The organism is Bacillus sp. FSL K6-0042 (assembly GCF_038006685.1).
GTDB classification, from domain to species: Bacteria; Bacillota; Bacilli; order Bacillales; family Bacillaceae_G; genus Bacillus_A; species Bacillus_A pseudomycoides.
Genome location: NZ_JBBOVS010000001.1, coordinates 3,289,199 through 3,313,704, shown reverse-complemented (window position 1 = coordinate 3,313,704; position 24,506 = coordinate 3,289,199). Strand labels below are relative to the sequence as shown.

The 24,506-nt window shown below is 36.7% G+C and carries 26 protein-coding genes and 1 riboswitch; of the genes, 9 read left to right on the top strand and 17 right to left on the bottom strand.

The window, feature by feature from the left end; all coding sequences use genetic code 11:
• Window positions 1–19 precede the first annotated feature (19 nt).
• Window positions 20–991 (bottom strand): phosphate acetyltransferase, encoded by a 972-nt coding sequence (gene pta / locus MHH45_RS16995; protein ID WP_016132472.1) that lies wholly within the window; start codon window positions 989–991, stop codon window positions 20–22.
• Window positions 992–1,371: 380 nt separating this feature from the next.
• On the opposite strand from pta, the gene hemQ reads away from it, so the two are divergent.
• The 4 genes from hemQ (at window position 1,372) to gerQ (ending at window position 4,664) form a co-directional block, all read left to right on the top strand.
• Window positions 1,372–2,115 (top strand): hydrogen peroxide-dependent heme synthase, encoded by a 744-nt coding sequence (gene hemQ, locus MHH45_RS16990; protein WP_088094005.1) that lies wholly within the window; start codon window positions 1,372–1,374, stop codon window positions 2,113–2,115.
• Window positions 2,116–2,308: 193 nt separating this feature from the next.
• Entirely contained in the window at window positions 2,309–3,589 is a 1,281-nt protein-coding gene (locus tag MHH45_RS16985; RefSeq protein ID WP_140386021.1) for a serine hydrolase, read from the top strand.
• Window positions 3,590–3,780: 191 nt separating this feature from the next.
• Window positions 3,781–4,203, top strand: coding sequence for a cell wall hydrolase (locus MHH45_RS16980; protein ID WP_016112744.1), 423 nt, complete (start codon window positions 3,781–3,783; stop codon window positions 4,201–4,203).
• A gap of 26 nt (window positions 4,204–4,229) precedes the next feature.
• Window positions 4,230–4,664, top strand: a complete 435-nt coding sequence (gene gerQ, locus MHH45_RS16975; RefSeq protein WP_016112745.1) for a spore coat protein GerQ — start codon at window positions 4,230–4,232, stop codon at window positions 4,662–4,664.
• Between the two features lie 34 nt (window positions 4,665–4,698).
• Here the strand turns inward: gerQ and MHH45_RS16970 are convergent, their stop codons facing one another.
• The 3 genes from MHH45_RS16970 to MHH45_RS16960 all read right to left on the bottom strand — a co-directional run bounded on the left by MHH45_RS16970 (window position 4,699) and on the right by MHH45_RS16960 (window position 6,417).
• Complete coding sequence (locus tag MHH45_RS16970; protein WP_016112746.1) at window positions 4,699–5,067, bottom strand: DUF423 domain-containing protein; 369 nt, start codon at window positions 5,065–5,067, stop codon at window positions 4,699–4,701.
• Between the two features lie 64 nt (window positions 5,068–5,131).
• The gene (locus MHH45_RS16965) at window positions 5,132–5,419 is read right to left on the bottom strand and encodes a YwdI family protein (protein ID WP_016112747.1); all 288 of its coding nucleotides are present in this window, start codon (window positions 5,417–5,419) and stop codon (window positions 5,132–5,134) included.
• 5 nt (window positions 5,420–5,424) lie between these two features.
• Window positions 5,425–6,417: a potassium channel family protein gene (locus tag MHH45_RS16960; RefSeq protein ID WP_016132473.1), complete on the bottom strand. Its 993-nt coding sequence runs from the start codon at window positions 6,415–6,417 to the stop codon at window positions 5,425–5,427.
• Window positions 6,418–6,511: 94 nt separating this feature from the next.
• Here MHH45_RS16960 and MHH45_RS16955 point away from each other — a divergent pair, with 94 nt between their 5' ends.
• From MHH45_RS16955 to MHH45_RS16945, 3 genes are all read left to right on the top strand, one after another.
• Complete coding sequence (locus MHH45_RS16955) at window positions 6,512–7,795, top strand: purine/pyrimidine permease (protein WP_016112749.1); 1,284 nt, start codon at window positions 6,512–6,514, stop codon at window positions 7,793–7,795.
• A 410-nt stretch (window positions 7,796–8,205) separates the two neighbouring features.
• On the top strand, window positions 8,206–9,027 hold the full coding sequence (locus MHH45_RS16950; RefSeq protein ID WP_016132474.1) for a Cof-type HAD-IIB family hydrolase: 822 nt from the start codon (window positions 8,206–8,208) through the stop codon (window positions 9,025–9,027).
• Window positions 9,028–9,404: 377 nt separating this feature from the next.
• Window positions 9,405–9,698: a DUF3817 domain-containing protein gene (locus MHH45_RS16945; protein ID WP_016112751.1), complete on the top strand. Its 294-nt coding sequence runs from the start codon at window positions 9,405–9,407 to the stop codon at window positions 9,696–9,698.
• Window positions 9,699–9,739: 41 nt separating this feature from the next.
• Here the strand turns inward: MHH45_RS16945 and MHH45_RS16940 are convergent, their stop codons facing one another.
• The 5 genes from MHH45_RS16940 to MHH45_RS16920 form a co-directional block, all read right to left on the bottom strand.
• Entirely contained in the window at window positions 9,740–10,417 is a 678-nt protein-coding gene (locus MHH45_RS16940; protein ID WP_088094007.1) for a uracil-DNA glycosylase, read from the bottom strand.
• A 19-nt stretch (window positions 10,418–10,436) separates the two neighbouring features.
• Window positions 10,437–11,429 (bottom strand): ABC transporter permease, encoded by a 993-nt coding sequence (locus tag MHH45_RS16935; RefSeq protein ID WP_016112753.1) that lies wholly within the window; start codon window positions 11,427–11,429, stop codon window positions 10,437–10,439.
• The gene (locus MHH45_RS16930) at window positions 11,422–12,339 is read right to left on the bottom strand and encodes an ABC transporter ATP-binding protein (protein ID WP_016112754.1); all 918 of its coding nucleotides are present in this window, start codon (window positions 12,337–12,339) and stop codon (window positions 11,422–11,424) included. The genes MHH45_RS16935 and MHH45_RS16930 overlap by 8 nt, the downstream gene beginning before the upstream one ends.
• Window positions 12,336–13,148, bottom strand: coding sequence for an SGNH/GDSL hydrolase family protein (locus MHH45_RS16925; RefSeq protein ID WP_016112755.1), 813 nt, complete (start codon window positions 13,146–13,148; stop codon window positions 12,336–12,338). Before MHH45_RS16925 ends, MHH45_RS16930 begins: the two co-directional genes overlap by 4 nt.
• A gap of 81 nt (window positions 13,149–13,229) precedes the next feature.
• Window positions 13,230–14,207 (bottom strand): LacI family DNA-binding transcriptional regulator, encoded by a 978-nt coding sequence (locus MHH45_RS16920; protein ID WP_016112756.1) that lies wholly within the window; start codon window positions 14,205–14,207, stop codon window positions 13,230–13,232.
• A 120-nt stretch (window positions 14,208–14,327) separates the two neighbouring features.
• On the opposite strand from MHH45_RS16920, the gene MHH45_RS16915 reads away from it, so the two are divergent.
• Entirely contained in the window at window positions 14,328–14,942 is a 615-nt protein-coding gene (locus MHH45_RS16915; protein ID WP_016112757.1) for a YczE/YyaS/YitT family protein, read from the top strand.
• Between the two features lie 35 nt (window positions 14,943–14,977).
• Here the strand turns inward: MHH45_RS16915 and thrC are convergent, their stop codons facing one another.
• The 6 genes from thrC to MHH45_RS16885 all read right to left on the bottom strand — a co-directional run bounded on the left by thrC (window position 14,978) and on the right by MHH45_RS16885 (window position 21,396).
• A complete protein-coding gene (thrC, locus tag MHH45_RS16910; protein WP_016112758.1) occupies window positions 14,978–16,036 on the bottom strand; it encodes a threonine synthase in 1,059 nt (352 codons plus the stop codon).
• On the bottom strand, window positions 16,036–17,331 hold the full coding sequence (locus MHH45_RS16905) for a homoserine dehydrogenase (protein ID WP_016112759.1): 1,296 nt from the start codon (window positions 17,329–17,331) through the stop codon (window positions 16,036–16,038). Before MHH45_RS16905 ends, thrC begins: the two co-directional genes overlap by 1 nt.
• A gap of 144 nt (window positions 17,332–17,475) precedes the next feature.
• Entirely contained in the window at window positions 17,476–18,381 is a 906-nt protein-coding gene (gene metA, locus MHH45_RS16900; protein ID WP_016112760.1) for a homoserine O-acetyltransferase MetA, read from the bottom strand.
• Window positions 18,365–19,663: a bifunctional O-acetylhomoserine aminocarboxypropyltransferase/cysteine synthase gene (locus MHH45_RS16895; RefSeq protein WP_088094008.1), complete on the bottom strand. Its 1,299-nt coding sequence runs from the start codon at window positions 19,661–19,663 to the stop codon at window positions 18,365–18,367. Before MHH45_RS16895 ends, metA begins: the two co-directional genes overlap by 17 nt.
• A 91-nt stretch (window positions 19,664–19,754) precedes the next feature.
• Window positions 19,755–19,859: riboswitch (SAM riboswitch) on the bottom strand.
• Window positions 19,860–20,063: 204 nt separating this feature from the next.
• The gene (locus tag MHH45_RS16890) at window positions 20,064–20,381 is read right to left on the bottom strand and encodes a DUF4870 domain-containing protein (RefSeq protein WP_016112762.1); all 318 of its coding nucleotides are present in this window, start codon (window positions 20,379–20,381) and stop codon (window positions 20,064–20,066) included.
• A 397-nt stretch (window positions 20,382–20,778) separates the two neighbouring features.
• On the bottom strand, window positions 20,779–21,396 hold the full coding sequence (locus tag MHH45_RS16885; RefSeq protein WP_016112763.1) for a DUF975 family protein: 618 nt from the start codon (window positions 21,394–21,396) through the stop codon (window positions 20,779–20,781).
• Between the two features lie 329 nt (window positions 21,397–21,725).
• Here MHH45_RS16885 and MHH45_RS16880 point away from each other — a divergent pair, with 329 nt between their 5' ends.
• The gene (locus tag MHH45_RS16880; RefSeq protein ID WP_016132476.1) at window positions 21,726–22,958 is read left to right on the top strand and encodes a chloride channel protein; all 1,233 of its coding nucleotides are present in this window, start codon (window positions 21,726–21,728) and stop codon (window positions 22,956–22,958) included.
• A gap of 78 nt (window positions 22,959–23,036) precedes the next feature.
• On the opposite strand, the gene MHH45_RS16875 is transcribed toward MHH45_RS16880, so the two are convergent.
• Window positions 23,037–23,663 carry an FMN-dependent NADH-azoreductase gene (locus MHH45_RS16875; protein ID WP_016112765.1) on the bottom strand — a complete coding sequence of 209 codons (627 nt, stop codon included), beginning with the start codon at window positions 23,661–23,663 and terminating at the stop codon, window positions 23,037–23,039.
• A gap of 193 nt (window positions 23,664–23,856) precedes the next feature.
• The gene (locus MHH45_RS16870) at window positions 23,857–24,504 is read right to left on the bottom strand and encodes a response regulator (protein WP_016112766.1); all 648 of its coding nucleotides are present in this window, start codon (window positions 24,502–24,504) and stop codon (window positions 23,857–23,859) included.
• Window positions 24,505–24,506: the final 2 nt, after the last annotated feature.

Sequence of the window (24,506 nt, the reverse complement as noted above, 5' to 3'; positions counted from 1 at the left end):
ATATAGCGGGGCTTTTTGATTATAGTGCTTGAGCTGCTGTAATTAAAGCTAGCTTGTACACTTCTTCTTCGTTACAACCGCGAGATAAATCGTTTACTGGCATGTTTAAGCCTTGTAAGATTGGTCCCACTGCTTCAAGGTTACCTAGGCGTTGTGCAATTTTGTAACCGATATTACCAGCTTCTAAGCTTGGGAATACGAATACGTTAGCATCACCTTTAATAACAGAACCTGGTGCTTTTTTCTCAGCTACAGATGGTACGAATGCAGCGTCAAATTGGAACTCACCGTCTAATGTTAATTCAGGAGCCATTTCTTTTGCGATGCGAGTTGCTTCTACAACTTTTTCTGTTTCTGGAGATTTCGCAGAACCTTTTGTAGAGAAGCTTAACATTGCAACACGTGGATCGATGCCGAATAACTCAGCAGTTTTCGCACTCTCAATGCCAATTTCAGCTAAATCTTGGCTGTTTGGCGCAATATTGATTGCGCAATCAGCGAATACATACTTCTCATCTTCACGTACCATGATAAATACGCCTGAAGTTTTTGTAACGCCTGGTTTTGTTTTAATGATTTGAAGTGCTGGACGAACTGTGTCAGCTGTAGAATGAGCTGCGCCACTTACTAAACCGTGTGCTTTACCCATGTATACAAGCATTGTACCGAAGTAGTTTTCGTCTTTAAGGATTTTGCGAGCATCTTCTTCTGTTGCTTTACCTTTACGGCGTTCAACGAAAGACGCTACCATTGCATCCATTTCTTCATATGTAGCTGGGTCGTAAATATCAACGCCTGCTAATGTTAAATTCATGCTAGCAGCTTTTGCGCTAATCTCTTCTTTATTACCAACTAAGATTGGCTTTACTAACTCTTCTTTTGCTAAACGCTCTGCAGCGCCTAAAATTCTTTCATCAGTTCCTTCAGGAAGTACGATAGAAATACCTTTTCCTTGAACTTTTTCTTTTACTGCTGTAAATAAATCGCTCACGAATAAACCCTCCTACAAATGTTAAAAAAACTCTACTTTTAAGAATACTTCTTTTCATCTATATTTTAAACTTATAGTTCCTAAAAAATAGGTAAAATGAAAATGATTATATTTTCATAAAATTCAGCATGGTTAATTTGTTATAAAACATTGATGAAAAACCTTTCTTTTTAGATCGGAGAGAGCATCCGGCTATGCATAGAAGCAGTCAGGAGATTTTTCCACCCCATGCCAAGTGAAAACAAAATGGATTTATACATATTCTCTTCTTAGCATTTTTAAAATGTGACAATTTTATGCACCCAAGCTTTACACAGGTGACTTTAAAACTATATATGCTATAGTTAACGTGTAAAATATCATTAACTGAGGTGAATAGAATGAGTGAAGCAGCAAAAACGTTAGATGGTTGGTATTGTTTACATGATTTACGTTCTATCGACTGGGCAGCTTGGAAAACATTATCTAGTGACGAACGCGGACAAGCAATATTTGAATTTTTAAACGTTATCGAAAAATGGAACAAGGTTGCATCCGCAAAACAAGGTAGTCATGCAATGTATACAGTCGTTGGTCAAAAAGCTGATATTATGTTTATGATTTTACGTCCAACAATGGAAGAATTAAATGAAATTGAAACAGAATTAAATAAAACAACATTAGCTGAATATATGGTTCCTGCATACTCTTACGTATCTGTTGTGGAATTAAGTAACTACCTTCCAGCTGATGAAGATCCATACCAAAACTCTCAAATCCTAGCACGCTTATACCCTGAATTACCAGAAGCAAATCACATTTGTTTCTATCCAATGGACAAGCGTCGTCAAGGTGATGACAACTGGTACATGCTTCCAATGGAAGAACGCAAAAAACTTATGTACAGCCATGGTAAAATTGGTCGTCAATATGCAGGTAAAGTACGTCAAGTTATTACAGGTTCTGTCGGTTTTGACGATTACGAGTGGGGCGTGACACTATTTGCTGACGACATCCTTCAATTTAAAAAACTTGTATATGAAATGCGCTTTGATGAAGTAAGTGCTCGCTATGGTGAATTCGGAACATTCTTCGTTGGTAATATCTTACCAAGCGAAAAAGTAGCAAAATTTTTATACGTATAATACAAAAAAGGAACGAAATTCGTTCCTTTTTCTTAATATCCTACCAAAACCCTTCAAAACCCTCTTTTTTCGCCAAATTCAAACAATATTAGACAAGAATTCGTCAAATTCCCTGTTAAATTATAACTTTCTTATATTCAAAATTATGCTAAAATGGTACGAGCTATATGCTAATAACGATGCGAAGGTGATAATGTATATGAGGAAAATTTTATCTATTTTACTAGTGTTTTTATTGTCATTTTCTTCCTTAGGAGTAACAACCCCCCATGCAGAAGAGAAAATACATATAGAAGCGGCTGCTGCCATTCTTTTTGATGCAGATACAGGAAAAATACTACATGAGCAAAACCCCGATGAATTACTAGCTATTGCTAGTATGTCAAAACTTATTGTTGTTTACTCCGTTTTAGAAGCAATTAAAGAAGGAAAAATCACATGGGATACAAAAGTAAACATCTCTGATTACGCTTATGAAATTTCCCGTAATAATGAATTCTCCAATGTCCCTTTCGAAAAAGGACGACAATATACAGTTAAAGAATTATATCATTCTATTGTTATCTTCTCTGCAAATGGATCTAGCATTGCGCTAGCCGAACTACTTGCAGGAAGTGAAAAAAACTTCTTAAACCTTGCAAATGAACACGCAAAAAAACTAGGGTTAAAGAAATATAAGTTTGTAAATGCGACTGGATTAAATAACGCTGATTTAAAAGGAAAACATCCGGAAGGTACAGATCCGAATGGAGAAAACTCCTTATCAGCTCGCGACGTGGGTATTCTATCAAGAACAATCATTACAAAGTATCCAGAAATATTAGAGGATACAAAACAAAGATTTAGAAACTTCCCAGATAACCACCCACTCCCAATCCGTATGGAAAACTGGAACTGGATGCTACCAGATGCTGCTTTTGCTTACGAAGGAACAGATGGTTTAAAAACAGGAAGTTCAGATACAGCTGGGTATGGATTTACAATTACTGCAAAACGCGATGACCTACGTCTTATCTCCGTTATTATTAAAACAAAATCAATGGATGAGCGTTTTACAGAATCTCGTGCGTTAATTGATTATGGTTTTAATAACTTTGAAAAACAGAAATTAAAAATAGATAAAAACAATACAATTTCTGTTGTAAAAGGAACAGAAGACACTGTAACTGTGAAACCTGAAAAAGAGATAACGGTAATCACAAAAAAAGGAAGTAAACCACCTTATACAATTTCTACTGGGGCAGATAAATCACTTGCCGAAGATGGAAAATTAGTTGCACCAATCAAAAAAGATACAAAAGTAGGCTCACTCATTTTAGAATCAACTGATCAATACGGATTCTTAGATGGAAGCAAAAAAATGAAAATTGCTGCAAGAACAACAGAAGAAGTAGAAAAAGCAAATTGGTTCATATTAACAATGCGATCAATCGGTGATTTCTTCTCAAATATGTGGTCAAAATTATTTGGATAATAAAAGAGCTGGCATATTGCTAGCTTTTTTATTATGTTCAAGTGCATTCAATACTCATATCATGCTAAAACTTTGTTTGGTTGTCATATCCGAGTCCTTTTCCTCATACGTATGAACTAGTAATTGTTCCACACTTTATCTAGAAATAAACCTCTTTCTCTAGTGCAATCCATAAAGAGAGGTGAGACATAATGGGCGTTATCAGCTCTACAGAACAAGATGTAAAGTTATTAGCTAGACTCATGCGTGCCGAGGCCGAAGGGGAAGGACAACAAGGTATGCTAATGGTTGGAAATGTTGGTGTCAATCGTGTTCGAGGAAATTGTTTAGATTTTAAAAACATACGTAATTTACGCCAAATGGTTTATCAAAGTCCCGGTGGTTTTGAAGCAACGCAAAAAGGATACTTTTATCAACGAGCACGTGAACAGGACATTGCCCTTGCAAGGCGTACAATTCAAGGGCAACGCTTTTGGCCTGCCAATTTCGCTTTATGGTTTTTCAGGCCTGAAGGTGCTTGTCCATCAACTTGGTATAATCAGGAAAATTCTGGAAGATTTAAAAAACATTGCTTTTTCCAACCATCTGGTGAGGACTGTCCAGGGGTATATTGAGGAATGAAAATAAGGAGGGACTTGTAATGGCACAGCAACAAAATCCATACTATGGAACAGGTTTTTATCAACCTTCAGGGGGATATATGCAACCACAACAACAAATGACGCCGCAGCAGCAAGCGGCGCAACAACAGGCAATGCAACAACAAGCTGCCCAAGCACAACTTGCAGTATCTCAAGGTATGCTCCCACTAGAGCAATCATATATTGAAAACATCCTTCGCTTAAACAAAGGAAAACCAGCAACTATTGTTATGACATATGAGCGCGGTAGTTCACTTGGCACACAATCCTATACAGGAATTATTGAAGCAGCTGGACGCGATCACATTGTCATTAGCGAACCAAAATCTGGAAAAAGATTCTTACTACTTATGATTTACTTGGATTATGTAGAATTCCCTGGAGAAATTACGTATTTACCTAGCCAACCAGCAACCTATGCTCCAAGACCATAAAAAAAGCTGGCATTTGCCAGCTTTTGTTTTGTCTTTATAATCCTTTTACAACTGCAGTTCCCAGTAAAATCCAGCCTATAATGAACGCTACACCACCAAGTGGTGTAATCGGTCCGAAAAACTTAATACCCGTCGTACTTAATGCATATAGACTTCCAGAGAACATAATAATTCCCGCTACCATAAACCAGCCTGCTGTGCTTACAAGAGAAGATTGAATCTTATCCATTAATAACGCAACAACAAATAATCCTCCAGCATGAAACATTTGATATGTAACACCTGTTTTCCAAACTTCTAACATTTTTGCAGAAACCTTATTTTCTAAACCGTGTGCACCAAAAGCACCTAACGCGACAGATAGCCCGGCTGCAATACAGCCCAATAAGAAGAAAATTTTCATTGGAATTCCCCTTTTTTATCTTTATAATAAGAAATTTTTACATATTAGCCAACCAATTTAACTTTTAGAAGTCAAGTAACGAATTACCATTTGCATCATCTTCTTTTATATAGACAGGTTCTCCAGAAACCGCTGCAATCGGTTGAACCGTCATCGTCGGATGTGGTGTTATAACTTGTGATTGTAGCCTTGGCTCTACATATGCAGAAGTTTCAACCTGTTCATCTAATAATAAATCACATAAAGCACGAACCACTAAAAGATGTTCTTTTGCCTTTTGTCCTTCACTATTTTTTGCTTTCGCAACTTCATTTGCCATTTTATTTAAAATTTTATCGCTAGATATTTGCATCCTTATCACCTCGTACTTTGTAATTCTTTCTCAAATTGCCCCAGCTTCTCTACTGGACCAAATACTATTATCATATCATGTTCTTGTAATTTTTCCTGCCCTGTTGGATTATGAATAATATTTCCATCTCGTAAAATCGCTAAAATTGTAACATCAAATTGATTTCTTACATTGCTTTCTATTAATGTTTTTCCAATTAAAAGAGACCTTTCGCCGATTTGAACTTCTTCTATTGCAAAAGCCTGATCTGTTCCATAAAGTACCGTATCAATATAATGAACCGTTAACGGATTTGCGATTCCTTTTGCAATATGAATTCCAGCCATACTAGATGGATTAATAACTTTATTGGCACCAGCACGGCGTAATTTCCCTTCCGTTTCTGGCTTTTCCGCTCTAGCCACAATTTTAATTGTACTATTTAATCCTCGTGCCGTTAATGTAATGAATACATTTTCAGCATCATTTGCAACAATCGCTACTAAGCCAGCAGCCCTTGTAATTCCCGCCTTACGTAACACCTGATCTTCCGTGGCATCACCATGTACATATAAAAGCTTTTCTCTCTCTAGTACTGCTTCTTCTTTATCAACAACAACAAATGGAATATTCTTTTCTTGTAACTCGCGCACAACTTGAAGTCCTACTCTACCACAACCGCATACGATAATATGATCTTGTATTTGCGCTATTTGTTTGTCCATTTTCTTCCTCCGCACTGCATGAAATAAATTCCCCTCAATAATCATTGCTGCTACTACCCCGATTGCATATGTAACAATTCCTACACCAACAGGAATAATAAGAAGCGCAAAAATCTTCCCAGCTTGTGTTAATGGAACTGCATCTCCATACCCAACCGTTAATACTGTAATCATTGTCATCCAAAAGGCTTGAAACAAACTAATCTCTTCTATCATCATAAACCCAATTGTTCCAAGAACTACAACAAAACACATACATATAACCGCAATCCACAATTGTCTGCGTGCATTCATCTTATTCTTCAACTCTTTTCTCTACTACAATCTTTGCCAGAGGAAATGAAATACGTATATACTAGAAGCGGAATCTATGAAAGAGGTTGATATAATGAAAACATTTCTTTCTGCCTTGCAATGGGCATTATTTATTTTGGCCGGTAGCCTCATTGTACCAATTAGTGTTGCAGCCAGTTATGGACTTGAAGGTGCTGAAGCAATTGCATTTGTACAACGAACATTATTTGTCCTTGGCTTCGCTGGCCTTTTGCAAGCTATATTTGGTCATAGACTACCTATTCAAGAAGGGCCCGCTGGTCTTTGGTGGGGAATCTTCTCGCTATACGCGAGTTTAGGTGTCGTATTATTTGGATCAAATAATGAAACACTCCGCGTCTTACAATACGCATTTCTGTTAAGCGGCATCATCTGTATTATCCTTAGTATTTTTGGACTTATTGATAAGCTCGTTCGTTATTTTACACCAACAGTAATTGGAACATATTTATTCCTTCTCGTTGCCCAACTCAGTGGTTCTTTTCTAAAAGGAATGCTCGGCCTTGATGGACAACATACTGAAGTACAAGCAAACGTCTTTATTCTTTCACTCATTGTTATTTTACTATCTTTTTTCATTATGAAGCTACCTATTATTGGACAATACTCTGTTCTGTTCAGCATTGTCTTTGGATGGATTTTATTTGCATGCTTCGGATTATCCAATCAGGTTACACCGGTAACAGATATCATCCGCCTTCCCTCTCTATTCGTTTTTGGATCACCTCGCATCGAATGGAACATGGCAATTACCGTTGTCTTTGTTACACTGTTGCTCTTAACGAACATGTTGGCAAGCATCCGTGTTGTGCAAAAGGTTGTTTCTAAATATGAAGAAGGTGCAGTTCAAAATCGATTCAAACATGCCGGAATTATAACGGGCATAAATCAGCTTTTAGGTGGTCTTTTCTCAGCAATTGGACCAGTAGCTATTTCAGGTTCAGCTGGATTTATTGCAACAACAAATATTTATAAACGCCTTCCTTTCCTATTAGGGTCAAGTTTTATTATTATAATTAGTATATTTCCAAAGATTACATCATTCTTCGCCGCTATTCCTGTCGCCGTTGGATATGCTGCCATTTATCCTGTATTTGCAAGTATGATTGGTCTTGCCTTCCGTGAATATGACACCGTAGAAAATAAAGAGCATTTATTCCGCGTTGCTGGCCTGTCCCTCTTTACAGGGATCGGGGTTATGTTTGTTCCACCGCAAGCATTTTCGACCCTGCCACCATTTTTAGCATCATTTTTAAGCAATGGCCTTGTACTTGGTTCTGTCATGGCTATTTTACTTGAAGTTTTATTTTCCCGTTCAAAGGAAAAACAACCATCGTAAATTGGAAAACTTCCATTATTGCACTCTACTTTCAGAGTTGTTACGATAGAATTATCATGGGCAGTACGCCCATGATAATATATACTAACAATACGGTAATCAGGCTCACTATATAAAATGAAACTTCCATCACCAATCAGGTTTTTTGTTTTTCACATATACATTACTGCTTTGAAAACAAAAGATGACCTGCACTTTTTTAACTTGGCGTGGAGGCAGGAAAAGGATCTGATTGCTTCTATGCATGGGCGAGTGCTCTCTTCCATCTAAAAAGGAAAGGTTTCTATCTTTTTTTCAATTTATGTACCTTTAAAGAAGTTCGATGTCTTACTATTTATTCCTCATCATTTTGCTAAAATGAATTTCTGACAATACCAACTATTATTTCAACAAAGAGAGGATTTTTTTATATGTCTTATAAAATGATTGTTTTAGATTTAGATGATACTTTACTACGCGATGACCATACGATTTCAGAGCGTACGAAACAAGCTTTAATGACGGCCCAAGAGCAAGGTGTAAAGGTTGTACTCGCTTCTGGTCGCCCAACATTCGGCATGCACCATATTGCAAAGGAGCTTCGTTTAGAAGAATACGGAAGCTTCATTCTATCATTTAATGGTGCGAAAATTATTAATTGCAAAACAGATGAAGAACTGTTCAGTAGTACACTATCTCCTGAAATCGTTCACAGCCTATATGAAATTAGTAAAACAGAAGATGTTTGGATTCATACGTATATCGGCGATGACATCGTAACCGAAGAAAATAATCCATATACAGAAATTGAGGGCCAATTGACAGGTATGCCAATTATCCAAGTAGATAGTTTTACTGCCGCTGTACAAGAACCCGTTGTAAAAGTGTTAATGAATAAAGAGGCTGAACGCCTTGTAGAAGTAGAAAAGAAACTTCAAGAGCAACTAGAAGGTAAACTAAGTGTAATGCGCTCTAAACCATTTTTCTTAGAATTTACTGAAGCCGGTGTAACAAAAGGAACAAGCTTAAATCAATTGATTCAAAAACTTGGTATTAAGCGTGAGGAAGTAATCGCAATGGGCGATAGCTACAACGATCAAACAATGATTGAATTCGCTGGCCTTGGTGTTGCGATGGGCAATGCTCCAGATGACATTAAAGAAATTGCAAACTACGTAACAGACACGAATATGAATGATGGCGTTGCTAAAGTTGTAGAGAAATTTGTGCTAAAAACCGAAGTTCTTGTTTAATATATAAATTTTTCAACATACAAATTACTGCTTTGAAAACAAAAGGTGACCTGCACTCATTTTCTCTCTTTGTTTTCACTTGGCATGTGGCTAAAAAAGGACCTGACCGCTTCTATACATAGACGGATACTCTCTCCCATCTAAAAGGAAAGGTTTTTTGTACTTATATAGATGCATTCACAAAACCCATTTGAAGTCAAATACTTCAAATGGGTTTTTATTTAAATGTACGTAGCTTTGTGAAGATATTTTGAACTTTACAACATTCTCGTAGTGTTAACTTTGTTTTTGTATATAATGAAACAAAACATACTATTTTATTTGGAATAAGAATACAAATTTACTATATACAAGCGCATGTTTAAGGAGGCACTTTTATGTTATCTACACCAATCGGAAGATTAAGAGCAATTGGATTAATCGAAGGGATTTCCTTTCTACTACTATTATTTGTAGCGATGCCGTTAAAATACTTTGCGGGGTTTGTAACAGCAGTCAAAATTACAGGTATGGCTCATGGCGTTCTATTTATATTATTCATCTTTGCCGTGATTCAAGTAACAATCGTACATCGTAAGTCTATCTTATGGGCTTTAGGTGCGTTGATTGCTTCCGTTATCCCATTTGGTACATTTGTACTAGATGCAAAATTAAAAAATGAACCGCAGTGATTAAAAAAGGTAGCTAACAGTCATTCTGTTAGCTACCTTTTTTATAGATTTGGAATTTGCCAATCAATTTTTTTCTCATCCATACTAGATAAGAGGTCATTTACTTTTGAAAACGGCTTACTGCCAAAGAAACCTCGTCTTGCTGATAAAGGACTTGGATGTACAGATTCAATAATATGATGATTCGAGTTGGTAATCAGTTTTTTCTTTGCTTGTGCATGGCGCCCCCACAATATGAAAATTAAAGGTTTTTCACGTTCATTTAACAGTTCAATAACACGATCTGTGAAATGCTCCCATCCTTTTCCCTTATGAGAATTTGCTTCTCCTTGTCTCACAGTTAACACCGCATTAAGTAATAATACGCCTTGCTCTGCCCATTTCACTAAATAACCGTTATTCGGAATTTCACAACCAAGATCTGCATGCAATTCTTTGTACATATTTTGCAGCGATGGCGGTGTTTTTACACCAGGTTGTACAGAAAAGCTTAACCCATGTGCCTGATCTGGCCCATGGTATGGATCTTGTCCTAAAATGACAACCTTTGTATCCTCATAACTTGTATAATGTAGTGCATTAAAAATATCATTGGCTCTCGGATATATGACATGGGTACTATATTCTTCTTTTAAAAACTGTCTTAGTTTTTGATAATATGGTTTCTCGAATTCTGGTGCAAGTAACGGCTCCCAATCATTCCTTAAAATATGTTCCATCTCTTCACTTCCTATTCACTTAATTGACCATGTCTTGCTTCGTAAATACGACAAACGAAATGATAAGAGAAACTACGGCCCAAACTGTTAAATTCATTAATGAAAAGCTCATCGATAGACCTTGCAATGCTGGTAACTTCCCTGATAAGTAATCTGTCAGTGATAAGTTCACGCTAAAAATATATTTTGCCCCTTCCCAAGATGTTGCAAAGGAACTTAAAATACCACCTGCAATTAATACTGCCAACATGACTCCCATACCGGCTGGTGTATTACGAATTAATACAGAAACCATAAAGGATATTGTTCCCACAACAATCGCAACAAACCACGCTAATCCATATGCCATTAAAATATATTGCCACTGCGGGATGAGGTGGACAAAATTTGTATTCAGTGTTTCTTTATCAATTCCAAAACCCGTCAGTACCGGTAAATTCCATCCGGCATATCCGAAAACAACGCCCGATAACACATAGGAGAAAATCCCCACCAAGAGCAATATAAGTGATATAAATAACAACATCGTCACATATTTACTGAGAAGGATTTTAAAGCGCCGAATGGGCCGTGTTAGAAGCATTTTCATCGTTCCATCACTTCGTTCCCCCGATACAATGTCAATTGCAACAATCATTACAAGTAGCGGAATAAACAATGTAATTCCTTGTTCAATGAATGCTCGTACAAACGTTGGTGCTCCTGGTGCCGTTGGATTAATATCATGATCTAAATAATATTGTTGCTGCTCCACTCGTACTTTCAGCCAATCCCGCCATTCTTCTGGCAACCTAGAATTATTTAAGCGATTTTGCGAATCAACAATTTGCTGCTGAAGTGCTACCTTCCAATCGCTCGTACCAAGGCGTTTTTGCGTTGTCTGCACTTCACGATACTGTGCATAAACAAACAAAGGAATTAAGATTGCCAATATGAGCATGACGACAACAATACGTTTCTTTCGATAGATTTTTTCTGATTCATTTAAAACAAGATTCGCAAATTCACGCATGTTGCTCACTCCCTGTGAGTTCAATAAATAAATCTTCTAGTGTAAAGACAAGCTCCTTCACGCTATGTACATCTATTCCATTTTCTACAAAGCGTTTATTCCAAGCACTAATTGTAGCAATATCCATTCGGCACAATAAACGTTCATCATCTATGCTAATTTCCCTAATTTCTTTTGAAGTTTTTAAAAGTTCTAATGCTCGGGAAATCGGTGTAACAATCCATTCAACACGATCGCTCGCAGTTTTAATCAACTCTTCAATAGGTGCAACTGTAATCATTTTTCCCTTATGAATAATAGCGACACGATCACATATCATTTGCACTTCACTTAGTAAGTGACTCGAAATAAAGACGCTCATGTTTTCTTCTTTCACAAGCTTATGTATAAACTCCCTCATCTCTCTTATACCAGCTGGATCTAGGCCATTTGTTGGTTCATCTAGTATAAGGAGTTTCGGGTTTCCAAGAAGAGCCTGCGCGATTCCAAGGCGTTGTTTCATACCAAGAGAATACGTTTTCACTTTATCGTGAATACGTTCGTTTAAATGAACCATTTTCGCAATTTCTAAAATACGTTCATCTGATATACCGCCAAGCATACGTGCAAATTGCTTTAAATTTTCCCACCCTGTTAAATATGTATAGAGCTCTGGATTTTCCACGATGCTACCAATTTGCCGCATCGCTTCTCGAAAGTTCTCTTTAATATTATAACCACCAATAGAAATCGTACCTTCAGTCGCTTTAATAAGACCAACTAGCATCCGAATTGTTGTTGTTTTCCCTGCTCCATTTGGTCCTAAAAATCCAAACACTTCTCCTTGGTTCACATCAAATGAAATGTTTTCAACAAGCGTCTTTTTCCCAATGACCTTTTTCACATTTCGTACTGAAAGTATCGTCGTCATTTCGCCCCTCCTTCATTTAGCTTCAGCTTACTTACAACGCTTTGTAATAAGCGATCCGCCATATATGAGTAGCCAATTTCATTCGGATGAAAATGATCTGAGTACAACAATTCTTTCCCGCGATTTTGAAACAGATCAAACGTTGGCGTTATATATACATTTTTATTATCTATTGCTAATTTTTCTAAAGATGCATTCCAATCTACAACAATGGATGAAGAACCTTTTAAATCTTCAACATCCTCAAAAGGATTGTATAAACCGAGCCAGAAAATCGGGCTATCTGGATTTAGCTTTCGAATTTCTGTTAAAATTTGTTTTGCCTGATTTTGAAATGTTTCTGTATTAGGGCGATATGTTTCTAGATCTATCTTTCCAAGTGATTCCCATCCTGGAAATAAGTCATTTCCTCCAATTGTTAAAACGATAAGATCCGCTTGCTTAATTGAGTACTGTGCACCACTACTTGCTATTTGTTTCAACAAATCCGGCATTTTCGCACCACTAACAGCTAAATTCGTTAACGCTACCTTTTGTTTGTAATCCTTCTGCAAACTTTCTTTCACTCGTCCCACATAGCCAATTCCTTCTTTATCTCCAACGCCACGCGTTAAAGAATCGCCTAAACTGACAACTTGTAATGTTCCAGGGTGTTGTTTCCCCTTTACTTGTTTTTGTGCTGTCTTCATAGTTAAATTTGAAGCTTTCGGATTTAATACATCATTAATTCCCGAAATAAAACCATATGCAAATAAACAAAAAGATGCAATTGTAATGAGTAAAATTCCTTTTACTAATTTGGATCTCATGTCAAAACCCCTTTTAGCCTCATAGATTGTCCCTAATTATACCAAACGCCTTTTCGAAAAGCGATTTTCATACTTTATGCATTATGTAGTTTCACGAAGGGTCAACTGTGGTAAAAGTTCAATGTTCTTCACATCTATTTTTTCATCCTCTATCTTCTCATATAATATTTCAAATGCTTTCGCACCAACTACTTTACTAGAATGAGCAATTGTTGTAATTCCTAACACATCAGCCACCTCTTGGTCATCGCACCCAATAATTGCAAGATCTTCAGGAATACGAATTCCATGTTTTTTTGCTTCCGTTACCATACCTGCTGCAATTGGATTACAAGAAACGAGAAATGCTGTTGGTTTCACAGACATGTTAATCCACGCTCTTATCACTTCACGACCATCCTCTACTGTAAAACGCTCTGTAAACTTCCATTCTTCTCGAGATTCTATAGAAATCTCCTGAAGTGCTTCCTCATAAGCTTGTTTTCGTTTTTGACTATTTACGCTATGACTTCTGCCAATACAATATCCAATGTGAGTGTGTCCGCTTTCTATTACGTATTTCATCCCCTGCGAAAACACCTTATAGTGATCAATATGTACGCTAGAAATACATTTAGATTCTATTTCTTCACATGTTACAATCGGGCCAAACTTTGTATATTCTTCTATTGTTTTGCAGCCATTCATTCTCGAACATATAATTACACCATCAAGCTTCTTCATTTTTAACATATGCAAAATTTCAAGTTCTTTTTCGGCACTATAGTTCGTCTGACAGAGCATCATATTATAATTTTTTTTGGCCGTTTCTTTAGAAATCCCCTCAATAATTGCACTGTAATATTGATCATTTACATGCGGCAAAATAACACCTATCACATTCGTCTTTCCTCTTACTAAATGAATCGCATTCACATTTTGGGTGTAATTTAGCTCTTCAATGATCGCTAAAATTTCCTGCCTCTTTTTATCACTTACATACGGATGATTATTTAATACACGTGAAACCGTTGACACTGATACACCGGCAATTTCCGCAATCTTTTTTATATTTGTCATCTTATTTCCTCCCCTTCCCATCATTTAAATAAACCTCATCAAAAAATTCTTTCTTGACCTGGTAAGCTTTCCACAATATATCCTTTCCTAGCAAATACATTCAGAAAGGATTTGAAACATATGATACGTCTAAAACTAGACTATATATTTTTTATTAGCGGACTACTCATCCTATCTCTTGGAATTAACATGATGACAACTATTACTTCATTTGGCCTTAGTCCTTATGATTCGTTTTTTATTGCGCTATATCAAAACTTTGGAGTAAGTATTGGCTTTTGGATTTTTATGATTAACTTCGCTTTTACACTTATTGTGTTCTTTTTGAATAAGAAGCATATTACAATCGGAACAATTGTTACTATGGTTCTTATTTCTGTTTTTGTTGATTGGATTGGTTCTATTACTATCATTATGGATTCAATCCGCTCTCTTCCAAAATATATAACACTTGTGTGCGGAAATCTATTTGTTGGCGCTGGAATTGGAATTTATGTCTCCACACAATTATGTGCAGCACCACAAGAGGCCTTTGTCTTAACAATGTCTGAAAAGAAAAAATGGACGTTTCGCAGAACAGAAATTTCATTAGCTTTGCTATTTTTGACACTCAGTTTCTTATTAGATGGGCCTATTTACTTCGGAACAATTATCCTTTCCTTTACAACAGGCTGGATCATTCAAGCATTTATTCAGATTGGTACAAAAATCCTCCACATGAAAAAAGCCTATTGAGCGAATAACGCTACAATAGGCTTTTTTCATCTATTTTACCGGAAGACAGCTCCCTGAATATAATCAAAGACAACCTTCTCATCATTTTGTAACACGACTGGCTGAATTTCCTTTGTATCAATGGCGATATTTGGATCCTTCAAACCGTTACCTGTTAATACCGCTACAATTTGGCTTCCTTTTGCAATTTCTCCACTCCTCAGTTGTTTATAAACACCAGCAAGAGAAGCGCATGAAGCAGGTTCAGCAAAGATTCCTTCATACTTAGCTAACCATCCATATGCCTCAAGAATTTCACGATCTGTTACTTCATCAATTTTTCCTTGAGATTGTTCTGCAGCTAGGGCGGCTTGCTCCCAACTTGCTGGATTCCCAATTCGAATTGCTGTAGCGATTGTTTCTGGCTCTTCAATCTTATGTCCATGCACAATCGCCGCTGCTCCTTCCGCCTCAAAGCCGCGCATCTCTGGCAAACCCGTACCAAGTCTTTCATGATACTCTTTGAAACCTTTCCAATACGCTGTAATATTGCCTGCATTACCAACTGGAATTGCTAAAATATCCGGCGCCTTCCCAAGCGCATCACAAATCTCAAATGCAGCTGTTTTCTGCCCTTCAATTCGGTATGGATTAACAGAATTCACAAGTGTGATTGGCGATAATTTACTAAGCTTACGTACGATTTGCAAAGCATGGTCAAAATTCCCATCAATACTTATAATCTCAGCACCATACATGACAGCTTGCGCTAATTTACCATATGCAATCTTACCATTTGGAATGATAACAATACATGACAGTCCGGCCCTAGCCGCATAAGCTGCTGCAGATGCAGACGTATTACCTGTAGATGCACAGATAATCGCTCCGCTCCCTGCTTCTTTTGCTTTTGCTACCGCCATTACCATACCGCGATCCTTAAACGATCCGCTTGGATTTGCCCCCTCTATTTTCCCGTAAATTGTTACGCCCCACCGCTTTGACAGGTTTTCTAATAAAATAAGTGGTGTATTACCTTCATGCAATGTTAAGGGAGGTGTCTTTTCCGTAATAGGTAAAAACTCCTTATACTCAGCAAGCAAACCTTTCCACATTACCTAGCATCTCCTTCGATTCGATAGTTTGCTTTCACACAATCTATTTCTTCGTATGCCCCCAATGTATGTAAAATATATTCATAGTCTGCAAGTGATGCACGATGTGTTACGATAACAATCTCAGCCTTTCCTTTCTCCCCGAGTGGCATTTGAATAATTTTTTCAAAGCTAACACCGCGTTCAGAGAATAAAGATGTAATTTTTGCAAACACACCAATTTCATCTTTTACATGTAGACGTAAAAACTTCTTCACAAAAATTTCATCTGGCTCTTTTAATACCTTTTCATACTGCGGAGAAACTGCGCTATTCCCAGTTACACCAAGGCGCACATTTTGCATTACCGCAACTAAATCAGAAACAACCGCTGTCGCTGTCGGTAAACTTCCTGCTCCAGGTCCATAAAACATTGTTTCTCCTACCGCTTCACCATATACATATACGGCGTTATATTCATTTTGAACTGCTGCAAGAGGGTGTGTATTCGGAAGTAATGTTGGCTCAACTGTTACCTCTAATTTTTCACCATCACGCTTCGCCAGTCCAATTAATTTAATTGTATATCCTAAGCTTTTACTATATGCGATATCTTCCTCAGTAATGGAAGTAATCCCTTTCACCTTCACATCTCCAAGCTCTACATTTGTAGAAAAACCTAGAGTAGCTAAAATCGTCATTTTCCTTGCTGCATCTAAACCTTCAACGTCTGATGTTGGATCTGCTTCCGCAAATCCAAGCTGCTGCGCTTCATTTAACACGTCGTCATATGCTCTCCCTTCGTCAGACATTTTTGTCAGAATAAAGTTTGTTGTTCCGTTCACGATTCCCATCACTTTCGTAATAAGATCCGAAGAAAGTCCTTCTACAATGCTGCGCAGAATTGGAATCCCTCCAGCTACGCTCGCCTCGTAAAATAAGTCAGCTTGATTTTCCTTTGCCACCGTCAGTAATTCTGCTCCGTGCAATGCCATTAAATCTTTATTAGCAGTAACAACATGTTTACCATTTTTCAAAGCTTGTAAAATATATGCTTTCGCTTCCTCTATGCCGCCCATCACTTCAATGACAACATCAATATCAGGATTATCTATAATTTCATTTGCATTTTTCGTTAATAAGGTAGAGGGTACTTGGACCTCTCTCTCTTTTTCAATATTTTGCACTAATACTTTTGTTACTTTCACTGGGCAACCAACTTGGTGCATAAGACGATCTTGATGATTCGTAATAATACGAACCACACCGCTGCCAACTGTTCCAAGGCCTAATAAGCCCACTTGAATTTCATTCATGATACTGTCCACCCCTCTAAAGAATTGTATTTAGATGCCATTATATAAGTTAAAATTCTGAAAGACAATATATTTTGAACATTCGGAAAAATATAAAGCGATCCTTGTAAAGAAAACGTTGCCACATGTTATATAATGATCAGCTTACAAAATATAAGGGGTTTCTTGATACACATAATAATTTAACCAATTTGAAAATAATAAGTTTCCATGACTCCGCCATCTTATGAGTGGCTTTTCAGCTGGATTATTATGTTTAAAATAGTTTTTGGGAACCTTAATATCTAGCCCTCTTTGTTTATCGCGTTCATATTCTTGTTTTAACGTATCGCAGCTATATTCGCTATGACCAAGAACAAAAATATGCTTTCCATCTTGCCCCATAACAAGGTGGACACCTGCTTCTTCTGATGTTGCTAGTAATGTCAACTCTCGTACTTTTTCAATATCAGCTGCGCGTACTTCCGTATGACGTGAATGTGGTGCAAAAAAGAGCTCATCGAATCCTTGTAACAATTTCACATGCTGCTCATGCACTTCATGCTCGAATACACCAAACATCTTTTCTTCAAGCGAGTATTTCGGAATTCCATAGTGATAATACAGACCCGCTTGTGCTCCCCAACAAATATGCAATGTAGATGTTACATTCGTTTTTGAATAGTCCATTATGCGTCCAAGTTCTTCCCAATAATCTACATCTTCAAAAGGAAGTGTTTCAATTGGGGCCCCTGTAATAATGAGACCATCAAATCTGTCTTCCTCAATATCGCGAAATGTTTTATAAAAACTTGTTAAATGGTCTTGCGCTACATTACGGGATGTATGAGACTCCATATGAAGCAAATGCACATCCAATTGAAGTGGTGTATTACCGAGTAACCTGAGCAATTGCGTTTCTGTTTCTTGTTTTGTTGGCATTAAGTTCAAAATCGCAATTTTTAGAGCACGTATATCTTGTGTTTCAGCTCGCTCTTTTGTCATCACAAAAATATTCTCTTTTTGCAATACTTTACGGGCTGGTAAATCTTTATCAACAATGATCGGCATGCGCTTTGCCTCCAACTAATGCTTTCTCTAGATCCGCAATAATATCAGAAACATCTTCGATACCGACCGATAAGCGAATTAAATCAGATGTCACACCTGCTAAACGCTGCTCTTCTTCATTTAACTGTCTATGCGTTGTACTAGCAGGATGAATCACACATGTTCTTGCATCCGCTACGTGTGTCACAAGCGTTGCTAGCTTTACATTTGCAATAAACTCTTTCGCAGATTCTAATCCACCTTTAATCCCAAATGTTAAAACGCCACTTGCACCTTTTGCTAAGTACTTTTGCGTTAGTGGATAATTTTCATTACTTTCTAATCCCGGATAATTCACCCATTCAATACGGTCATGGTTAGCAAGCCACTTCGCAACTGCAAGAGCATTTTCACTATGACGCTCCATTCGTAAATGTAATGTTTCTAAACCAATGTTGCTAATATACGCATTGAATGGGCTCATACAGTTTCCATAGTCTCTTAATAGTTGAACACGAGCTTTCACAATATATGCCGCCTGGCCAAAATTCTGCACATAACTTACGCCATGATAACTTGGATCTGGTTCGACAAGCTCAGGATATTTTCCATTTGTCCAATCAAAATTCCCTCCATCAATGACAATTCCACCTAATGAACTCGCATGGCCATCAATATATTTCGTTGTAGAATGAACAACAATATTTGCGCCATGCTCAAACGCTTGGCATAAATATGGTGTCGCCAAAGTATTATCCACGATAAATGGTACTTCCAGTTCTTTTGCCGCGTTTGAAAACTCTTTAAAATTTAAAACATTCATCGCTGGATTTCCAAGTGATTCTGCATAAATAAGCTTTGTTTTATCATTTGCAAGTGCCACAATTTCATCAGTAGTTAAGTTCGGATTAAAGAATGTTACATCAATACCAAGCTTACGCAAACTTACTCCAAACAGGTTAAAGGTTCCCCCATAAACGGTTGAAGAACAAAGCAAATGATCACCACTGCCACAAATATTTAAAACAGCAAGCATAATAGCCGCTTGACCAGAGGCTGTCGCAACAGCTCCGGCTCCAACTTCGAGCTCTGATAATTTTTGTTCAAATGCCGCTAGTGTCGGATTCCCAATACGCGTATAAATATAGCCCTCTGCCTCTAAATTAAAGAGCGCTGCTAAATCATCGGACGTATCGTATTTATACGTCGTACTTTGATAAAGTGGTAAAACACGTGGTTCACCATTCTTCGGTGTATAACCACCTTGCACACAAATAGTTCCTTTTCCCCATGATTCTCCCATTCCTTATTCTCCTTTCTTTTATAGAAAATAAAAAAACTGCTTCTTTCCCTAACAAGAAAGAAGCAGTTTGAAAACACGCTCTAAAGTCTCTTTCTTATCTCTCAGGGTTATTACCTGCAGGATTTGGCACAATTCCGTTACACGGCTGTTGCCAAGGTTTCATAGGGCCTGTCCCTCCACCTTTTCTTGATAAGACTATGCAATTACCGTTGATTTTATAGCAATAATTTCCTAATGTCAATTATTTTTCTGAATATTTATAAAATATTTTATTGGCTGTTTAACTGTTTATTATGAAAATTTAAATTTAAGGAAACAAGGGAAATATCCCCTCATCATCAAGGTAAGCTTAAATAAGAATTACAATGATGAATACGAAGAATAGTAGATACCCTAGAGATTATGCTCTAATTACTCGAATCCCTTTTACAATATTCCAAATAAAGAAGTATAGACTAATTAGGCCGCAAATACATACCATAATCATTGCGCCAATAGCCATTGTTGTACCTAGTTGCTTAAAACCGACATCCATGATTCCCAATACTACAATTCCTATAAAAGTAGTAATTCCCGGAATAAGATGTGTCCATAGAGCTCGTTTCGCATGACCTTTTGTTTCATGATCTCCGAGAATCCAAACAATTAGTGGGAATAAGACAGGGGCAAAAAGAACACTCCAGTACGAAAAAGAAGATAAAACTTTATTTCCATTCATATATATCACCTCATGAAATTGTGTTTGTTGTTATACCTTTATTATGTAGGGAAATCTATTTTTTTACTATCGCTAGACCTTACAACAACATGACAGTTTTGTAAGATTCTATAGTGGCAATTTGGTAGGCCTACCGCTTGATATAATGCACGTGATATTTTAAAAAAATTAAGGGCCAAGGATTTTTTTAAAGAACTCTTGGCCATTTTCGTATTTATGAAATGTTTGCTTATTTTGCGTGTAAAGCATCTACTGTAAGTGATCTATAGATCATAGATCATATACCATAACACAATCGTTAAAGTAAGAGATCACAAGTCATTCAATGGTATAACAATTTATAAAATGCTTATAAAGAACAGCAAGCATGAACATTAACATCTATGCTTTGTTGTTTTTAAACATAAGATTTTCTTTTATAATAGTCTGTTGAAACCTTCTCATAAAACGCTGCTTTTGTAGTATAAAAATATGGAATCAACCATAAGAAACCGATTCCTAAAGTAAGGATACTTAGTATAAACCAGCCAATAAAGCTTAAACATATTAAGAAATAATCCATCTTATGTCCGTTCATCATACGACGACTTTCCGTAATAGCTTGGTTCATTGAAAATTCCGGATGATCATTTAAAATAAAGAAAGTCATGGTATAAGAGAAAGATTTAACAATCCCTGGAATAATAAATAACAATGTCCATAAAGTAATATAGATATCCATTAGTAAATATATTAAAATTGATTTAATAAATTTATTTACCTCTTTACACCATTTAAATAATTGCCCAATTCCAACTGTCCTGTCACGAACTGTATTTAAGGCAAGATAGTAAGCACCTAAAGTTAAGGGCCCAACCATTAGCACGACAATAATATCGATCATAAACGATTCTATTACTTTACTCCAGCTCCAAAACCATACGAAAGGGAATATAAAGAACAAGGTAACTCCTACCGCTAATCCCCATTTTTCATCAAGCTCATCAAGCGCTTGTTCTTTCAACTCACGAATCAAATAAGAAACCTCCTAAATCTAATGCGTATTTTAACTTATACTAGTATACAATTCTCGTAGAGATTACAATAATATTTTAGACAATTTATATTTATTTCAGCACATGGCATGAGCATTATCATCTCGATGAGATCAAAAGCTTTAAACATCACTTGTATTTTGCTTCTTTAGAAGAAATAATACTAATAATGTTTATAATATATGTTGAATAAGTAATTCTTTAAAAAGATAATATGCACATTCAATTCATTATTTTCGTATTAGAATCTCTAATTTTTCATAATAACGTATAAATAGAGGAGGCATAAAAATTGGCTATTAGGAGAAATATGCACTATTTACTCATCGTGTACGGTATATTTCTAGGTTCTATCGTTGGTGCCACAGTCTGGTTATTTTTAGTTGTCACCAATGCTGGAATTCATTTCGTTTGGGAATATTTACCTAAAGAATTTGCATTACCATCTTATTATACAATTTGTGTAACAATAATCGGTGGTTTTCTTATTGGACTGTCACAAAAGTACTTTGGTACATACCCACGTTTAATGCCAGAGGTAATGGCTGAATATAAGAAAACAGGCAGGATTGAATACCGTTTTGTACATCAAGCTACATTAACAGCTATTATTGTTTTAGTATTTGGAGCAAGTTTAGGACCGGAAGCTGCACTTGTTGGGATTATAGGCGGGCTTTGTACATGGGTTGGCGATCGCTTTCACTTTGCTGTAAAAGGAATGCAGGGGCTAACAGAAATTGGAATCGGCGCTACTTTAAGTGTTATTTTTAATGCACCGTTATTCGGTTACTTAGCTCCAAGTGAAAATGAGGATGAACGACTTGCTGAAGTTTCCAAAGGGAAAAAGGCTATCGTATATGTCGCTACTACTTTGGCTGGTTTTTCTGTTTATTTATTGCTTAGTAAATTTGATAATCGAGGATCTTTTATTGTTAATTTTGGAGAAGGATCTTTTGCACTTCATGAATGGGTTGCCTTTCTACCTCTTGCTTGTATAGGTGCTAGTGTAGGCTATTTTTATTTCAAGATAGAATATATATTGGAAAAAATAGTGCACCCTTTTCAAGAATATAAACTAACATTAGGGATTATAGGTGGCATTATTTTAGGGATTGCCGGAACTTTCCTCCCATATACTATGTTTTCAGGAGAACACCAATTAAAAGAATTAGTGAATGAGTGGACAGAATTATCATTTGGGGTGCTGTTTCTTTCAGGTGTTTTAAAATTATGTATAACGGCAGTTTGTTTAAATACAGGTTGGCGTGGAGGACACATTTTTCCGATTATATTTGCTGGAGCAAGTATTGGATATGCTATGGCCACTGTCATACCGCTAGATCCAATTGCTTCTGTAGCTATCGTGACGACAGCCATTTCAAGCTATGCATTACGAAAACCAATCGCTATTACAGTGCTATTACTTATGTTCTTCCCAATTAATTTGTTATTACCGATGCTTGGAGCTGCAATGATTGGAAATTCATTTCCACTTCCTAACAATAGTGAGAATAAACAAGCGGCTAGTGCAAATATCAAATAGTAAAATGAACAAATAAGAAGCAGTACCATCACTATAAAAGTGTTGGTACTGCATATTGAGTGACGATTATTTCATGAATTAGAATATGCTTGCTACTTTAGCTGCTTTTTCAAGACCTTCTGCAATAATCTCTTCCGCTTTATCTGGGAATTGATTATGACCTTCAATGATAACTGTTTCCATATTTGTTACACCGAAGAAGCCCATCATGCTTGCTACATATTTAACAGCCATTTCTACGCCAGCTGCTGGACCTTCAGAATATACACCACCACGTGCATTTAATAATGCAATTTTCTTATCACCGATAAGACCTACTGGACCTTCTGGTGTATATTTGAATGTTTTTCCAGCGCGGTTTAAGTAATCGATATATGTGTGCAATACAGCTGGAATTGTTAAGTTCCATAATGGGAAACCAAATACCACTTTATCAGCTGCAAGGAATTGCTCTAAATATTTATCAGCAACAGCTACTGCTTTTGCTTCTTCTGCTGTTAAGTCAAATCCTTTACTAGCTTTAAATGTACCGTTGATCATATCTACGCCTACATATGGTAATTCTTCATTGTATAAATCAAGTTCTACCACCGTATCATTTGGATGTGATTCTTTATAGCTTGCTAAAAACGCTTCATATAATTTCACACTAACTGCTTGGTCTGCTGGACGGTTGTTAGCTTTTACAAATAAAACTGTTGTCATGCCTTTTTTCCTCCTATTACTCACTCTTACGTTGTTTATTATCTACTCACTAAAAAGGGACAATCCCCTGTAATTATTGTTGCTTACAAATACATTTTATCCTCTCCTCCTAACAATTTCTTCCTCACATAGACGGATTTTTTCATAAAAAAGGTCCACCTCCTAAAGGCGAACTAATCCTACGACTTTTGTCTTATACGATCCCATTTTTCACTGCATATAAAGCTGCTTGTGTACGATCCGATAAATTTAATTTTCCTAAAATACTACTTACATGAGCTTTTACTGTTTTTTCTGTGATCACTAACACGGATGCAATTTCCTTATTACTCATCCCTTTTGCCAAGAGCTGCAACACTTCATTCTCCCTTGCCGTTAGTACATCTACATGAATATTTGATGACTCCTGTTTCTCTTCTTGCGGCAAAGTTTGAGAAAGAAGCGCACTTGCTATATCAGGATGAAGCTGAATATTTCCTTTATATGCACTACGGATAGCTTCCACAAGTTGATCTGGTTCAACATCTTTTAGAATATATCCGCTCGCTCCGGCCTTTAAAGCTGGTAAAACATGCGCTTGATCAGAAAAGCTAGTCAATACGAGCACTTTCACATTTGGATATTCTTTTTTAATACACGAGGTTGCTTCAATCCCATCCATCTCTGGCATATATAAATCCATTAAAACAATATCCGGCTGTGCTTCTCCTACTTTCTTTAACGCTTCTTTTCCGTTATTTGCTTCTCCAACTAACTCCAAATCTTCTTGCATGCTTAAGAAAAATGCTAATCCTTTTAAAACAACTGTATGATCATCAACTAATAATACTTTTATTTTCACAA

Bases quoted from the DNA above. Each gene is read 5' to 3' on its own strand.
- MHH45_RS16935 (WP_016112753.1), bottom strand. From the start codon at position 11,429: ATGCGTGAATTTGCGAATCTTGTTTTAAATGAATCAGAAAAAATCTAT.
- MHH45_RS16895 (WP_088094008.1), bottom strand. From the start codon at position 19,663: ATGGGAGAATCATGGGGAAAAGGAACTATTTGTGTGCAAGGTGGTTAT.
- MHH45_RS16970 (WP_016112746.1), bottom strand. From the start codon at position 5,067: ATGAAAATTTTCTTCTTATTGGGCTGTATTGCAGCCGGGCTATCTGTC.
- MHH45_RS16915 (WP_016112757.1), top strand. From the start codon at position 14,328: ATGATACGTCTAAAACTAGACTATATATTTTTTATTAGCGGACTACTC.
- MHH45_RS16875 (WP_016112765.1), bottom strand. From the start codon at position 23,663: ATGACAACAGTTTTATTTGTAAAAGCTAACAACCGTCCAGCAGACCAA.
- MHH45_RS16960 (WP_016132473.1), bottom strand. From the start codon at position 6,417: ATGAATGCACGCAGACAATTGTGGATTGCGGTTATATGTATGTGTTTT.
- MHH45_RS16955 (WP_016112749.1), top strand. From the start codon at position 6,512: ATGAAAACATTTCTTTCTGCCTTGCAATGGGCATTATTTATTTTGGCC.
- MHH45_RS16925 (WP_016112755.1), bottom strand. From the start codon at position 13,148: ATGAGATCCAAATTAGTAAAAGGAATTTTACTCATTACAATTGCATCT.
- hemQ (WP_088094005.1), top strand. From the start codon at position 1,372: ATGAGTGAAGCAGCAAAAACGTTAGATGGTTGGTATTGTTTACATGAT.
- thrC (WP_016112758.1), bottom strand. From the start codon at position 16,036: ATGTGGAAAGGTTTGCTTGCTGAGTATAAGGAGTTTTTACCTATTACG.
- metA (WP_016112760.1), bottom strand. From the start codon at position 18,381: ATGCCGATCATTGTTGATAAAGATTTACCAGCCCGTAAAGTATTGCAA.
- MHH45_RS16965 (WP_016112747.1), bottom strand. From the start codon at position 5,419: ATGCAAATATCTAGCGATAAAATTTTAAATAAAATGGCAAATGAAGTT.
- MHH45_RS16940 (WP_088094007.1), bottom strand. From the start codon at position 10,417: ATGGAACATATTTTAAGGAATGATTGGGAGCCGTTACTTGCACCAGAA.
- MHH45_RS16890 (WP_016112762.1), bottom strand. From the start codon at position 20,381: ATGAATGGAAATAAAGTTTTATCTTCTTTTTCGTACTGGAGTGTTCTT.
- MHH45_RS16985 (WP_140386021.1), top strand. From the start codon at position 2,309: ATGTATATGAGGAAAATTTTATCTATTTTACTAGTGTTTTTATTGTCA.
- MHH45_RS16905 (WP_016112759.1), bottom strand. From the start codon at position 17,331: ATGAATGAAATTCAAGTGGGCTTATTAGGCCTTGGAACAGTTGGCAGC.
- MHH45_RS16945 (WP_016112751.1), top strand. From the start codon at position 9,405: ATGTTATCTACACCAATCGGAAGATTAAGAGCAATTGGATTAATCGAA.
- MHH45_RS16930 (WP_016112754.1), bottom strand. From the start codon at position 12,339: ATGACGACGATACTTTCAGTACGAAATGTGAAAAAGGTCATTGGGAAA.
- MHH45_RS16920 (WP_016112756.1), bottom strand. From the start codon at position 14,207: ATGACAAATATAAAAAAGATTGCGGAAATTGCCGGTGTATCAGTGTCA.
- MHH45_RS16980 (WP_016112744.1), top strand. From the start codon at position 3,781: ATGGGCGTTATCAGCTCTACAGAACAAGATGTAAAGTTATTAGCTAGA.
- MHH45_RS16880 (WP_016132476.1), top strand. From the start codon at position 21,726: ATGCACTATTTACTCATCGTGTACGGTATATTTCTAGGTTCTATCGTT.
- MHH45_RS16950 (WP_016132474.1), top strand. From the start codon at position 8,206: ATGTCTTATAAAATGATTGTTTTAGATTTAGATGATACTTTACTACGC.
- gerQ (WP_016112745.1), top strand. From the start codon at position 4,230: ATGGCACAGCAACAAAATCCATACTATGGAACAGGTTTTTATCAACCT.